Annotated in this window: 11 protein-coding genes; 6 read left to right on the forward strand and 5 right to left on the reverse strand. The window is 45.3% G+C overall.

Features of this window, described 5'->3' with window-relative positions; all coding sequences use genetic code 11:
- Positions 1–9: 9 nt before the first annotated feature.
- Together QE390_RS22260 and QE390_RS22265 are read right to left on the reverse strand one after the other, a co-directional pair.
- Complete coding sequence (locus QE390_RS22260) at positions 10–1,470, reverse strand: hypothetical protein (RefSeq protein WP_307143938.1); 1,461 nt, start codon at positions 1,468–1,470, stop codon at positions 10–12.
- A 164-nt stretch (positions 1,471–1,634) separates the two neighbouring features.
- On the reverse strand, positions 1,635–2,024 hold the full coding sequence (locus QE390_RS22265) for a response regulator (RefSeq protein ID WP_307143939.1): 390 nt from the start codon (positions 2,022–2,024) through the stop codon (positions 1,635–1,637).
- A 153-nt stretch (positions 2,025–2,177) separates the two neighbouring features.
- Between QE390_RS22265 and QE390_RS22270 the strand changes: the two genes are divergently transcribed.
- The 5 genes from QE390_RS22270 (at position 2,178) to QE390_RS22290 (ending at position 8,499) form a co-directional block, all read left to right on the forward strand.
- A complete protein-coding gene (locus QE390_RS22270; protein WP_307143940.1) occupies positions 2,178–4,616 on the forward strand; it encodes a phosphocholine-specific phospholipase C in 2,439 nt (812 codons plus the stop codon).
- 120 nt (positions 4,617–4,736) lie between these two features.
- On the forward strand, positions 4,737–6,029 hold the full coding sequence (gene eat, locus QE390_RS22275; RefSeq protein WP_307143941.1) for an ethanolamine permease: 1,293 nt from the start codon (positions 4,737–4,739) through the stop codon (positions 6,027–6,029).
- Complete coding sequence (locus QE390_RS22280) at positions 6,026–7,408, forward strand: ethanolamine ammonia-lyase subunit EutB (RefSeq protein ID WP_307143942.1); 1,383 nt, start codon at positions 6,026–6,028, stop codon at positions 7,406–7,408. Before eat ends, QE390_RS22280 begins: the two co-directional genes overlap by 4 nt.
- A complete protein-coding gene (gene eutC / locus QE390_RS22285; RefSeq protein WP_307143943.1) occupies positions 7,405–8,181 on the forward strand; it encodes an ethanolamine ammonia-lyase subunit EutC in 777 nt (258 codons plus the stop codon). The genes QE390_RS22280 and eutC overlap by 4 nt, the downstream gene beginning before the upstream one ends.
- Positions 8,182–8,223: 42 nt before the next feature.
- Positions 8,224–8,499, forward strand: a complete 276-nt coding sequence (locus tag QE390_RS22290; protein WP_307143944.1) for a hypothetical protein — start codon at positions 8,224–8,226, stop codon at positions 8,497–8,499.
- Positions 8,500–9,540: 1,041 nt separating this feature from the next.
- Here QE390_RS22290 and QE390_RS22295 read toward each other — a convergent pair.
- A complete protein-coding gene (locus QE390_RS22295) occupies positions 9,541–10,953 on the reverse strand; it encodes a sulfatase (RefSeq protein ID WP_307144009.1) in 1,413 nt (470 codons plus the stop codon).
- A 234-nt stretch (positions 10,954–11,187) separates the two neighbouring features.
- Here QE390_RS22295 and QE390_RS22300 point away from each other — a divergent pair, with 234 nt between their 5' ends.
- Positions 11,188–11,580: a barstar family protein gene (locus QE390_RS22300; protein ID WP_307143945.1), complete on the forward strand. Its 393-nt coding sequence runs from the start codon at positions 11,188–11,190 to the stop codon at positions 11,578–11,580.
- Positions 11,581–11,708: 128 nt separating this feature from the next.
- Here QE390_RS22300 and QE390_RS22305 read toward each other — a convergent pair whose 3' ends face one another.
- Together QE390_RS22305 and QE390_RS22310 are read right to left on the reverse strand one after the other, a co-directional pair.
- A complete protein-coding gene (locus QE390_RS22305; protein WP_307143946.1) occupies positions 11,709–11,945 on the reverse strand; it encodes a hypothetical protein in 237 nt (78 codons plus the stop codon).
- Entirely contained in the window at positions 11,942–15,133 is a 3,192-nt protein-coding gene (locus QE390_RS22310; protein ID WP_307144010.1) for a M1 family aminopeptidase, read from the reverse strand. The genes QE390_RS22305 and QE390_RS22310 overlap by 4 nt, the downstream gene beginning before the upstream one ends.
- Positions 15,134–15,407 lie beyond the last annotated feature (274 nt).

The following is a 15,407-nucleotide window of genomic DNA, read 5'->3' on the forward strand; positions in this document are numbered from 1 at the left end:
TATTGATAACTAGCGAGGTAAGCCACGGATAATTACTACCTGACTCGCCTGATTTTCGTTTTTACGAATGCTTCCGCCATCCACGCCTGCGTATTTGGACGAACGCCAACTGTGAGGCTGAACCATCAACATAAAGGTAGCATCCTGTCCGGTGGCTTCCGAAATGTCTACCATTGAGCCGTATTCCCAGCTACCCAGGCGTGACTCCACGTATTGCGTGGCTGACTCGTTCTGGTTATACTTTTCTTTATCAGCCGCCGTACGGTGGTGATCTATCTCCAGCACTACTTTCAGTTCACCCGTAGCAATGTTATACTGATAAATGTAGCTGTCGTGCTTTTCATCTCCGTAACCGTTGGGATCTTCCTGCACGTAAACGTAGTTTTTCGTCACGCAAATGTTATCCACATCCTGGAACGTTTTAGCTTTACCACTGCGGTCATCACCGTCCAGAATCACTTCCAGTTGCCCATTTAACGGGTTGTTAGCATCCAATACCAGACGGTAGGTACGTCCGTATTTGGTACGGGAATAATCAGCATTAACTCCCGTATTATTTTGTCCGGTTACATTGAAATACAGCTCGCGACCGATGCCATCTTTGCGGTAATCCACGTCTTCAACCCGACCAAATTTGATGGATTTCAGTTCAGTATCAACCTTCTGGTTCATCTGGTGGCCCGTCAGCGTTTTCTGATCTTCAATTTTAACAAATTCAACGGCGTATTTCTGCCCTTCTTTCATGTCCATTTCCCGCTGGTTCAAGTCCTTGCGACGCATCGTGTAATACGACCCATTATCCAGATCACCCACCTGATCCGCCATGTACATAAACACCTGACCGCCATTGGTTCCGCTGTCGTCATCCCCTACAATGATAACCGTTTTACCCGTATAGGCCGTTTTAGGTAAGGGCAAGGCCTGTTCTGCATTCTGACGACCCAACGAAGATTTCGTGCGGGAGGTGCTGGCCGCTCCGGGCATAGAGTAGGGATCCAGGGCATGAATCTGAGACTCCTCGCTGGATTCACCACAAGTCAGATAAACGGGACCAAAGCCGTGTTCCTTTGGCGTTGCCATCGTAGCCGAACACAAACGATACTGGCCTCCATCCGAATTAAGGATGTATTCTCCTTTCACGGGTTTGAAGGTTTTATCCAGGGTAATCCGTGAAACGGAGAAGTTATCCTCGTGGTTGATGAGCATCGAGAAGGTGCCATCTGCGTTTTTCAATAAACCTGAGCCATCCGCAGAACCTCCGAAAACGAAACCGGGTGACTGAGGAAGCACGTCGTCAGACCCAATGAGCGAGAAAAGTTCCAGGTTCTCGAAGCCCGTTTTTTTCTTCAGTAACACTGGGGTTACCGAATGATTTTGAAGTACTACGCCGCTATTATCAGGGTCGGTGTGATCCGTACACGCCCATAAAGCAGCCCCTAAAAGAATCGTTGCAGATAAAGCTCGTTGCATGTGATCAATTGCTGTTAAGCTGCAAAATTCTCTACCATATATTACTTGTATGTTACTGGCTTTTTACATTATTGTAAGTATTTACCATAACAACTATCTCATTTATTAACACCCTTCTTTTCTTACCAGCTATTACTTTTGCATGCACCTAATACAATCCTCACTTATAAATAAGTACGGATTGCATTCCAGAATTCAATTGTACCATTGTAACTTTCTGGCTTGGCAATAAAGGCTTTGATGCCGAGTTCAAGAGCTTGTTTTTTCACTTTTGCACTATCCAGAAAAGAAAAGATAATAATTGGAACCGTTTTCCATTTTTCTGATTTTATAATGCGTTTAGCTACCTCTATGCCATTGGATGAGGACAATTCATAATCCAGGATAAAGAGATCGGGCTTTGAATCAAGATTTTCAAGTAAGTCAAATAACTGGTTGGCGTCTTCACTAAAGTGTAACTGTCCGTCGGTCTGGCTTCTATGAAAAGCCATTTTTAAAATACTCTGGTAATCCGTGTTATTATCAACTACAACAAAAACGGGTATTTGAATCATCTAATCTATTTATTTTATATAAGGATGAATAGGCCAGCTAACTACATTGATTATATGCAAAACTCCTAATTACCTAATTTATATTACGAATTTCTTACCAATTCTTTAGATTACCAACCTGGTAAGAGCTTTTAACTTAGTCAGTCGTTTCAAATGATGGATTCCAGACGAGATTTTCTAAAAAAAGCTTCCTTATTAGCTGCCGCCGGGCTTATTCCTGCTTCCATTCAAAAGGCCCTTGCCATTGATCCAGAAGCCGGAACTAGCTACCTTGATGCCGAACACATCGTCATTTTAATGCAGGAAAATCGTTCGTTCGATCATGCCCTGGGAAGCCTGCGGGGCGTTCGCGGTTTCAATGATCCTCGAGCCATTGATTTACCCAATAAACGTCCCGTCTGGCTGCAAACCAATGACAAAGGTGAAACGTATGCTCCTTTCCGTTTGAATCTGAAGGACACCAAAGCCACCTGGATGAACTCCCTGCCGCACTCCTGGGGCGATCAGGTAGAGGCTTTTAACGGCGGGAAATACAATAAATGGCTTCAGGCTAAAAAATCAGGTAATCAAGCTTTTGCTTCTATGCCCCTCACACTGGGGTATTACACGCGTGAGGATTTGCCCTTCTATTACGCCCTGGCGGATGCCTTTACCGTTTGTGACCATAATTTTTGTTCGTCCCAAACGGGTACTACGCCCAACCGTTTATTCCTGTGGACCGGAACCATCCGCGATCCACGTCATCCCGAAAGCCGGGCTAACGTCTGGAATAGTAACGTCGATTATGGAAAAGAAGCCAGTTGGAAAACCTTCCCTGAGCGATTAGAGGATGAACAGATTTCCTGGAAGATTTATCAGAATGAAATCAGCCTACCAAGCGGCCTGGAAGGTGAAGCCGAAAGCTGGTTAGCAAACTTCACCGATAACCCCATTGAATGGTTCAGTCAGTTTCAGGTACGTTTTCACCCGGCTTATCATGCGTATCTCACAAAATTTATTGAGGAAGCTCCGCAAAAAATAACGGATTTAGAGAAAAAACTTCAGCAGGAAACGGCTGGTTCTGAAGCTCACAAAAGAACCAAACAGGAGTTAACCCGCCTGAACGAATGGCTCAAGATCGCCAAACAGGATCATGCCAAGTGGACGCCTGAAGCCTTTGACAAGCTTTCAGAACGAGAAAAAAATCTTCACTGGAAAGCCTTTACCACCAACGTAAACGATCCTGACTACCGTAAAGTAACCAAGCTTACCTACGACGACAAAGGCACTCAACGCGAAACGATGCTGCCGAAAGGCGATATTTTGCACCAGTTCCGTTCGGATGTAGAGAACAAGACCTTACCCACGGTTTCATGGCTGGTGGCTCCCGAAAACTTCTCCGATCACCCGACGGCTCCCTGGTATGGGGCGTGGTATATTTCAGAAGCAATGGATATTCTAACGAAAAATCCTGACGTCTGGAAGAAGACCATTTTCATCCTGGCTTACGACGAAAATGACGGGTATTTCGATCACTTGCCGCCTTTTGTTCCGGCTCATCCGACTCGTCCAGAAACGGGTAAGACCAGTAAAGGGATTGACACAACCCTGGAATTTGTTAGTCTAGAACAGGAGGCAAAGGAAAAAAATCCCCGTTCCGGCCCCATTGGTCTGGGCTACCGCGTTCCGCTTGTCATTGCTTCGCCCTGGAGTCGGGGTGGGTTTGTATGTTCCGAGGTATTTGACCATACCTCCGTTCTTCAATTCCTGGAAAACTTTTTGAGTCATAAAAAAGGTAAGTCCATTCGGGAAACAAACATCAGCGATTGGCGAAGGACGATTTGCGGCGACTTAACTTCGGTTTTCCGTCCTTTTCACGGAGAGAAAATGGATTTACCACAACCGGTCAATAAAAACGCATTTATTGAGCAAATTCACTCGGCTCAGTTCAAAGGATTACCTTCCAATTTTCACGCGTTTTCAGAGACTGAAATTCAGCAACTGCTGAAAGATCCGAAGTCTTCCGTTTATTACCCGCGTCAGGAAAAGGGCACACGTCCGGCCAATGCCCTACCTTACGAACTCTATGCGGATGCCCAAGTAAATGGCAATGATTTTGTATTAACGCTGAAATCCCTGGGCCCAGCGGGTTCTCCTTTCACGGTTTACGAAATCCTCGAAAACGATTTCAACATCCGTCATTATACCGTTGCGGCGGGTGATGCGTTAACCGATCACTGGCCGATTTCTGGAAATTATTACTTCCGGGTCTATGGACCGAACGGTTTTTATCGAGAATTTAAAGGTGCGGCTGGGGTTGCGAATCTCCAGGTCCACTGTGCATATGAGCAGTCAGCGAAGAAAGAATTTACGGGTAATCTACTCGTAACATTCTCAGGAAAAGACGGTCAGATCGCAACCATTACCGACCACTCCTACGGGCAGGCCTCGCAGACTAAAAAGCTCAGTAACAAGCCCCAGAAACTAACCTTGAATCAGCAGAAAAGCCATCACTGGTATGACTTCAGCGTAGCAATTCAGGGTGTTTCTTACCGCTACGCAGGTCATATCGAAACCGGGAAATCCAGCTTCAGTGATCCGGCTATGAGTTAAGTTTATTACTTTATCCCTAAAACAAAGGAGAAGTATTTATTAATTTTACCTAAGTTTTATTAGGCAAGATAGATAAATACTTCTCCTTTATTTTATACCTTCCCTTAACCATTTGAAACTATGTCAGAATTAAAGAAAGCATTAAGTCCCGTTCACGTGTGGGCCATTGGCGTTGGGCTGGTCATCTCGGGCGAATACTTCGGCTGGAATCTGGGCTGGGGAGTGGCCGGAACCCTAGGTCTGTTAATCGCCACGCTGATTATCACCGTCCTTTACTTTACCTTCATTTTCAGTTTTACGGAATTAACTACCGCCATCCCCAATGCGGGTGGCCCATTTGCCTACGCCCTGAAAGCCTTTGGGAGCTGGGGAGCCATCATTGCTGGTTACGCCACACTCATCGAATTTCTCTTTGCTACCCCAGCCATTGCCCTGGCTCTGGGCAGTTACATGCACTTTCTTTATCCCAGCATTGACGTCATTCCGGCGGCCATCACGGGCTATATCATTTTCACGCTAATTAATCTGCTGGGCATTCAGGAAGCAGCCTGGTTTTCGCTCATCATGACGGTTCTGGCCATTGCCGAACTGCTGCTATTCATTGGTGTGGCGGCCCCTCATTTTCAGATGAGTAACTTCCTGCATAATCCCTTCCCCTTTGGTTGGGCGGGTGTGTTTGCCGCCTTACCTTTTGCCATCTGGTTATTCGTTTGTCTGGAAGGAATTGCGATGGTGGCGGAAGAGGTTAAAGACGAAAAATGGGCTCTGGCCAAAGGATATATTTCTGCTCTGTTAACGCTGGCCTTACTCGCTCTGGCCGTAATGATTACTGTGGGCGGTATTACTTCCTGGGAGCAACTTTCCACCATTGATTACCCCTTACCCGAATCCATCGGTTTGATACTCGGACAGAATAATCCCTTAACCAAGCTGTTTGCCAGCGTAGGCCTATTCGGACTCATCGCTTCTTTTCACGGCATTATTATCAGCTACTCCCGGCAGATGTTCGCACTGGCCCGACAGGGATATTTACCGGCGTCTTTAGCGAAAGTCAGTTCGAAACGACAGGTACCTTACGTGGCTTTGTTGGTCGGGGCGGGATTAGGCATCCTGGCACTTTTATTGCTGGACACCAGTAAGTTAGTTATTCTTTCCACGATTGGAGCGGTGGTGGTTTACGTCGTAAGCATGTTAACGCTGTTTCGTCTGCGGAAAACCGAACCCGGTATGAATCGGCCCTTTAAAGCCCCCTTCTATCCGTATTTCCCGGCTATCGCTTTTGCCCTTGCGTTACTGGCTTTACTAGCAATGGTGTATTTCTACAGCCTGTTAACCCTGCTCTTTTTCGGCGGATTACTTCTGATTTTACTAATCTATCGTTTCCAGAAAAAACCGACTCAATCCTCCTTATGAGTTATCAATGTACCATTCGGGGATTTACCTATCGCTTTGCCGACCTGAAGGAGTTACTGGCTAAAGCTAGTCCGCTTCGGTCGGGAGACGGATTGGCGGGCATTGGGGCTCAGACGTATGAAGAACGAATTGCGGCTCAAATGGCTCTGGCGGACGTTCCGTTACCAGTCTTTTTATCTGAAACGGTTATTCCTTACGAAAACGACGAAGTAACCCGACTCATCATCGACACGCACGATACACACACCTTTGCGGCCATGAGTCATTTTACCGTCGGAGATTTGCGGGACTGGTTATTAAGTGACGACGCCACGCCAGAGCTTTTACAAACGATTAGCTCTGGGTTAACCCCCGAAATCGTCGCAGCGGTGTCAAAGCTGATGCGAAATCAGGATTTAATTCTGGTTGCTCAAAAATGCGAAGTCGTTACCCGCTTTCGTAATACGCTGGGTTTGAAAGGTCGCTTGTCCGTTCGTCTCCAGCCGAATCACCCGACAGACGATGCCAAAGGAATTGCCGCCAGTATTATCGACGGTTTATTATACGGCAGTGGTGATGCCGTGATTGGTATTAACCCAGCCACTGATAGTCCCGCTGCCGTTACCCGATTATTGCGTATGCTCGACGACGTTCGGCAACGCTTTGATATGCCCACACAAAGCTGCGTGTTGAGTCATATCACTACTACGATCCCGCTTATGGAACAACAGGTTCCAGTGGATCTGATTTTCCAATCGATTGCCGGAACTCAACAGGCCAATACCAGTTTTGGGATTACCCTCGCTTTATTACAGGAAGCTTACGAGGCCGGTTTAGCCCTGAATCGGGGAACGGTTGGCTCGAATGTCATGTATTTTGAAACGGGGCAGGGGAGTGCCTTGTCATCCAACGCTCATCACGGCGTCGATCAGCAAACTTGCGAAGTACGAGCATATGCCGTTGCTCGTCATTTTAAGCCATTTATGATCAACTCCGTCGTTGGTTTCATTGGGCCGGAATACCTTTTCGATGGAAAGCAAATCATCCGGGCAGGACTGGAAGATCACTTCTGCGGGAAATTACTGGGTCTGCCGATGGGTATGGACATCTGTTACACCAACCATGCCCAGGCCGATCAGGATGATATGGATACGCTGTTAACGCTCTTGGGAGTAGCAGGCATCAATTTCATTATGGGCGTTCCCGGAGCCGACGACATTATGCTGAATTACCAGTCTACTTCCTTTCACGATGCCTTATACTTACGGCGGGCATTAGGACTTCGTCCCGCACCCGAATTTGAGGCCTGGCTGTTGCAGCAGGGAATCATGGGAGCGGATCAGAAAAGGCTTGAATCGGGAGCTTCACAAACGTTATATCGACAATTTTTTGAGTCATGAATGAACTACAAAAAAGTCCGGTTTCGCCCGACGGATGGGAAAGTCTGAAAACATTCACGCAGGCCCGCATCGCCCTGGGTCGTACGGGTGTTTCCATTCCTCTGCGGGAATCGCTGGCCTTCAAACTTGCTCATGCTCATGCCAAAGACGCGGTGTATTCTTCCCTGGATACCCATTTTTTCATGGAAAAATTTACGGAATATGACTTACCGTTCTTTCTCCTGAAAAGCAAAGCCGCTCACCGCGACGAATACCTGCAAAGACCCGATTTAGGACGTCAGCTACAGGAAGAATCCCGGGAAAATTTAGCAGCAACTAATTTACAACCAGCCGATATTGCCATCGTCATTGCTGACGGACTATCGGCCTCAGCGGTAAATACCCACGCCTGGCCTTTGACTAGGGCTTTTCGGGCACAAGCCTTGGCCCAGGGTTTCACCTTCAGTCCATTGGTTTTAGTCCAACAGGCTCGCGTAGCTATTTCTGACGAAATTGGCACTTTACTTCAGGTCAAAATGGTCGTCCAACTGATTGGAGAACGGCCCGGCTTGAGTTCCTCAGACAGCATGGGAGCGTATGTAACGTACGCACCAGAGCCCGGTTTGACCGACGAACGCCGCAATTGTATCTCCAACATTCGTCCGCAGGGATTAGGTATTAACCTTGCCGTAGACAAGCTTATGTACCTGACTCAACAGGCTTTTCGTCTGCAATTGACTGGCGTAGCACTGAAAGATGATGCCCCTGACGGAACCGAAACCCTGAAACAATAGGTTGTTTTATTAACTTTACCTAAAGTAGCAAGACTTCCCTACATGAATTTTTTATACCAGTTAGGCTCCGTCATAAGCCTTTTTATTTTCATTCTAGTACAGTCTTTACTCTTCGTTTACGCGATTAACATACTTCAATCGCCCAACCGTCCTAGCTGGAAAGCTCCGCTCACGGTCTTCGCCTGTTTTATGGTAACGGTGGGCTTATATTATTATTCCAACCCAGACAATATGCCTTACATTCGGGCCCTGCTTTTTGTGTATGGGATCGAATGTATTCTATTAATTATTCTCTTTCTACGAAAAACGAAGTCTTAATTCTAGCTTTCAGTGGGTATTTATAAAGTGGAATAGGGTTGAAGATGTTTTTTTATTTAACATAAACAAAATTATAAAACATTATTAGTCAGTCAAGCGATCAGATATTACAATCAACCTAAACCAAAAGAAAAATAACAAAATTGCAGAATCCACTTAAATTATCCATAAATCTGTAAGGTTGATTCAGCGTAATGCATCTTCTATACCCCTAATTTAAGTATACAGTTAACTAGCCATATTCAGCACGCTATCCAATGATTATTAAAAAGCAACCAATCACTAAAGCAGGACGCAATCTACTGTTGTTAGGTATGCTGTAATCATCTATCCTTTAGTAGCCAGTTTATACGTAAATTATGGCTGGTATATAATCAAACGAATATGGTCTATCAATAAACCCTTACCCGTATACGATGTAGGCGACCATCCCCATAGCTATGGCTTTAATTAATATGGATTCTATTGCTAGCATATGAACTTTGGTCTTATGTCCTATTCATCCATTTGCCTTTTGTCGTGTTTTAGATCACTATCCACTTTGGCAAGACAAACTCAAGAGCTTTTTAGTGTATGTAGGGCTTTTAGTAGTAATAGATATGATTTTTTTGCCTCAATCTACCGTAGTAAGTTTTTTCGGACAAGAGCAAATAGGTCAAAGGTTGACATTATTATTAATTATTGCGTTAACAATTTATCCTTTGTATCGCTGGGTATTGAATTATCCGATTAAATTAAAAAATGAGTAAGTAATATAGTCCTCGCTCGACACTGCTCTAAAGAACATTTAGAGCAGTGTTCATTTACACACCATTGAGTTTTAACCCGCCTCCCTACTATTCACCTAAGTCCACAGGAACGCATATCATACTTACCGAACAACTCCAGAAGTACAATTTAATCCCCACAACGGGTTAGTATATAATTCATGTATTTGAACGAGCTCTATATGAACTATCGCTTTAATTTTAAGTAAAGCGGCTTCCCACTTCATTTTTAAACCAAGCTTTCTCTTCTAGGTTCAAGTTGATAAGAAACCATTTATTTCCGTTCCACTACGCCGGGTGCTCGTCTGTTTTTTCCTTCTTTTTTCTGTAAATCGTCCCCTAAATCTTCTCTGGCTTTCTCCGCGATTTTCTCTAGTTCTGCCACTATATCCGGGTTTTGTTCCAGCACATTGTATCGCTCGCCAGGATCGCGACTGAGGTTATAGAGAGCTTTAGGGAATTCATGAGTTTCAGAAGTGGGTCCCGGTTGACCGTCCTTACCGGGTAAGAAAGCTTCATAACTCCGACCAGGATGGGCGAAGATTAACTTCCAGTTACCCTTGCGAACAGCCTCTAAACTGTTTTTCCGGTAATAATAGAGAAATTCTTGGCGTGGGTTTTGGGCATCATCCCCCTTTAATAAGTCAACGAATTCAATGCCATCAATTTTTTCCGCAGGAAGTCGGGCTCCGGTCAATTTCACCAGTGTGGGTAAAATATCAATGGTCGAAAGCAATTGATTTGAAACGCGACCCGCAGGAATAACGCCCGGCCAACGCATAATGGTCGGCTCGCGTTGACCGCCTTCAAAAGAAGTACCCTTCCCCTCTCTAAATCCTCCCGACGAACCCGCGTGATCGCCGTAATTTAACCAGGGGCCGTTATCACTCGTGAAAATGACCAGGGTATTCTTATCCAGCCCCTGCCTTTTTAGCTCCCCCAGTATCTCCCCTACTGACCAATCCAGTTCCATTAACACATCGCCAAAAATACCTTTTTCACTTTTGCCTCTGAATCGTTTGGAAGCGGCCAACGGCACGTGAGGTAAGGGATGAGGCACATACAGGAAGAAGGGTTTATTCTTGTTTTTCTTGATAAACCCAATGGCTTTTTCCGTGATGGTTGGCGTGAGTTCACTTACTTCTTCCAGCGTTTTTATTTCCTTACCGGGCGTATTATTCTGGATCCAGTGCAGGGCCGGGTAATTCGCCTGTTTCTGCCAGGGATGCAGGGGCCACATATCGTGCGAATAAGGCACGCCATAATAGTCATCGAAGCCCTGCTGCAAGGGCAAAAACTCCGGTCTGCTACCCAAATGCCATTTACCAAAAATCCCAGTGGCATAGCCTTTCGCTTTCAGTAATTCGGCAATAGTCTCTTCTTTGGGATTCAAACCTATGAGCGACTCTGGCCCTAAGGCCCCTGGAATCCCTACCCGATTCGGATAACAACCCGTCAGTAAAGCGGCTCTCGACGCACTACATACCGCCTGTGCTGCCATAAAGTTGGTAAAGCGAGTACCTTCTGCCGCCATTTGATCCAGGTTTGGTGTTTTGTACCCCAAAGCTCCGGTGACGGATAAATCACCATATCCTAAATCATCAATGAAAAAAAGAACGATGTTTGGGGTTTTTGAAGGAGCCTTCTGCCCTACTACTGTGTACACCATCAATAATGCCCACCCCATCATCGATAGGAATGTTAATCGCTTAGTCATGTTGCCAGCCCGCATTTAGCGTTAATGTAATTATTCAAATCTGTATCTTTTCACGGAACGAGCCACAAGTAATACCGATTCCGCGAAAGCTCAGAACATAGTTAGGGTTTTACGACGATACTATTCAACTAAATGGATAAATGAAGTTATTTAGGCTACAAAATCCAAATCAGATTCGGTCGATTACTCTTATACCTTTCCCCAATGACTATACAGGTTACTATCGATGGTGAGCATATCCACGACATTGAATCGTTTTACGAAGAAATTAATCGGGTATTCATGGCTGAAGAAGACTGGAAATTAGGAGCCAGTCTGGACGCTTTCGATGACTTACTTTACGGCGGGTATGGTATTGCCAAAGAAGCTAAAAAAGTAGAGTTGATCTGGAAAAATGCTGAGAAAAGTCGGCTGGGCCTCGGCTATGCCATAACTAAAGCGTATTACGAACAAAAATTGCAACCTGGCTCTAGTTATAATAAAGCGTTATTCCAGGAAAAGTTACAAGATCTGGAAGGCGGTCATGGCCAGACTTACTTTGACTTACTAGTTACAATCATTGCCGAACACACGAATATTACCCTCGTTTTAGCCTGATCCTTTATTTTTTATCCTTGTTAGGCTATTTAAACTCCTCATCTGTCATCTCGAACGAAGGGAGAGAGCTTCTGTAGAAATGGGACTAACTTTGTCGAGAGCCTCGCGTCGCTTGGGTCTGTCCGAGTTTAGTAAGCCTTTTTTGTCGGGAAGGGTATGCTCGGATCATCTACCACCTCGCGTCCTACCGGCCAGAGGCCTACAGCTAGGTAGTCACTCGGCAGAGCCGAGCGACTGCATAAGGATCTATCCAGACCGGGTCCATCCAGACCGGGGCTACCCCTATTAACCGCCGCTGGGGTTGTTGTTACAATAGGGCCGACAACCCCAGCGGCGGTTAATAGGAATGCTTTCTTATCAATCATTTGTAATCACTACTGCTAAAAACAGCGGTATTATTTTCTTGATTAGTGTCCAATAGGTAGCCCAATGGGTCCAATGTTACTGCTTTAGGCTCTTGATTTAACGTTATTTCAACTACCGTTTGAGGTTTAACCACGCGGAGCTTTTGGAAATAGATAGGTTTAGCATTCGAATCCCATTCACCCTGTTGCCTTCCAAAGATGGCTATATCCACCCAATCATTAGCGGGAAGGGGCTTGGGTATGGATTGAGATTCGTCTGTTTTATAAACAGTAACCAGCAAACGTACCCTGAACCTGCCTCCAGTTAAGGGGGTCAAGGAGTGGATCTGAATGCGATTATCGTAAATCACCACTTTTTCAAGCTGCTCCTCAATTAGCGTTCGCTGCGAAGGAGTAGCTTTCCATTTTAACTCACTGATCAAGTCCTCAGGTAAGGGTTTAACATTCGGAGGCGTATGTTTAGCAATAAGCCTTCTCAGGGCACTATTTACCCACCTTTCACTTAACCTTTCCCGAAGCGAATACATGGCCAATCCACCTTTCTGGTAATGGACATAGAACTGCTCCCAGCTTCGATCCAAGGGTAGCTCTGGTTCGCCCGACCCGTTTCTCAAACTAAAATACAGCTCATTATCAGAGTGAAGGTATTGGCTTAATTTCCATTTGCCCACGCTTTTTTCCACCACCACTGCCTCTGTATATTTTGCAAGCGATTCGGTTAAAAAGGCATCCCCAGCACCAGCTTGCGGCCGAATGGTATAGCCCCACCATTGATGTGCTGTTTCGTGAGCAGTAGTTGCATAAGAAATATTCAGGCGAGAGGTGTCTCTGGCATCAACGAGGAAGTTGTACTTTTCTTGGCTAAAAACAACACTTGGGTAAGCAGTAGCGGCACCGCGGTAGACCGGAATCTCAGCCAACGTGATCTGTTTGAGCGGATACTTGCTGAATTGCTTACCTCCGTATTTCATGGCCTCTTGCATGGCTTGCATCATAGCCCGCAGGTTCTGGGTCTGTCCAGGGTGGTAATAAATCCGAAAGGTAATTCCGTTCTGCGTCTGCGTCCATACGTCATATTTCATGCTGCTGAGGGCAAACATGGGCTGTATCGGTTGCTCGGTTTTATAATGGAAATACCGCCGCTGTCCTTTTTGCCAGGATTTTTGCAGGGTTCCGACCGTTACTACCTGTTGGTCTGCATTTGTTGAAACGGTATGGTCCAACTGAATTAAATGATAGCACTTATCATTTTTAGAGTTTACCGTTCTAGGCAACAATCCATTGCGTTTTCTGTCCTGCGAATTCTTTAGTTCTAGTCTATCGTTATAACCTAAAAACGGCAGAAACTTTTCCAGTTCGATGTAGCTCCCGTTGCTTACTACTGCATTTTCACTATCAAACAAATGGTATCCAGAGCGGTTTACTTCCATCGAAAATCCGATCGCCCATTGCTGGTTTGGCCGCAAAGGTTGCTTCAATTGATAAAAAAACTGACCAAAATCTTTGTCAGCCTTGGTTTGTATGGCTCCCGCAACCCAAAGTTTTAGGTTCGTTACCGAGGGATCAACGCCAAACCAGAGACTTGATAGGGAAGAATCGGATTCATTCCTTACTATATAAGTACCCGATACAATATACCGCTGCTGGTCTGGATACAGGTCTGTTTTAATCTTGATGGCTGTAAGGACGGGTTGTTGCCCCCCGGCCTCTGGTTTGTATTTTTGTTCGTACTGCTTTTGCCAGAGCATATCTTTTGTACGACCCGCACCCAAAGCAATTCCGGTGCTTTTTTGAACGATGTACAGCCCCGTGCTAATCATGAGTAACAAACCCAAACAAGCTACTACTCGTAACCCAGCACCCCATTGCCTTACTCCCTCTTTTATTCTTTTCCACCAGGTATCTTGCCTCCCGGTAGGCCACCAACTTATGGTAAACAGACCCAGCAAACCCGCAGCAAGCGTCCAAAATAGCATGTACAGATGATAGGCTTTAGTATAATGCCCGTAGCCATTAATGGCGGAGTACGTTAACTCGGGTGCCGAACCGAACCGAAGTAGATATGAATCGATCCCTAACGTCTTACCAAAGACACTGCCTCCTACGACCACCACGCTTAAGAGCATTCCCAGGTATTTGTTTGAAATAAAGGTCTGGATACACAGGATTAAAAAAGCAAAAAGTAACAGTTGATAGCCGCTGTAATAATACAGGGATAGATAAGATATCCAAGTAATGGATTCGCCCCCTGTAAACCATTGCCACCCTGCACCAATTAAAATATTCAAGCTAATGACTATGGCAATGACGGTGGCCAAAGCAGCGATTTTTGACAGAAAAAATAGTGATTTAGGGGCAGGCGTGGACATAACGATGGCCTGCATTCTCGTGTCCTGCTCCCGGTATATGAGTTCTGACGCATAAAAAATTAATAGTAAAAGTGCTAGACGTACCGGTAACAGCTGTTCTAGTACTAAAGCCGTAGTGACATAGAAACGAGTATTATACGGCCCGTGGAATAGATTTTCCTTTAATTCTACGCTATACACAAAGATCCACAAGGCGGCCAGAACCAGAAACTGCTGTTTCCGGAATAGAAAGCTCAGCTCAAGCCGTATTTGGGAGCATAAGGCTGCAAAAAAATAATAAACCCCCAAGGGTTGCGTGGCTACATTCCTGTAAGCTACTTTCTTATACCTCTCGGTACGTAGGTTAGGTTGGTGGGTTGGTGTATCGTCATGGATTTGAAATTCATGACGATTATACAAAAAACCCAATAGAGCAACGGCTATCACTGTCCATAGTAAGCGATTCGCACAAAAGGTTATTGTTAATGGGTATAGCTCGTGATTGCGACGCCATACGGACCAAACCTTAGTTTCACCAAAAAAGGGAACTACGCCAAAAGGGTCAGCTAACGTAGAAAATAACCCTGCACCACCGGTTTTAAGGGCCGATGTAGCCATTAACGGAGAATTCCCTACAATGGAGGCTGCAAAATAAAAGATGAAAAGCCCCCCTCCAGTCACATAAACAATGCTGGCCTTCTGCTTCCAAATCGCCGCTGCAAACAGGAAGCAACTACAATAGAAGGCATTAGGCAAGCCAAAGAATACCAATGATTGTACATAATAGATCATTTGAAAGCTGCCTTGGGGAGCTGACGACTGCCCTACAGGACCAATCATAATACCCACTACCGTGAGAAGGATGATCAGGCAAACGGAAAGTAATAAACCCGTAAGCTTGATACCCAAATACATAGGCTTGCTGATACCTGTTGAATAAATCAGTGCCTCCATTTGATGAGACTTATCCCTTAACACCGCATTAGAACAAAGCAAGGCACTGACAAAAATCAAAAAAATGGATAACAGACAAACAATGAAGTTAATCACATACGGTCCGTTTTTGTACACCTCTGGCCCACCAAATCGACCGTAAGTCATCAAAAATCCCAGA

This window comes from Siphonobacter sp. SORGH_AS_1065 (assembly GCF_030818595.1).
GTDB lineage: Bacteria > Bacteroidota > Bacteroidia > Cytophagales > Spirosomataceae > Siphonobacter.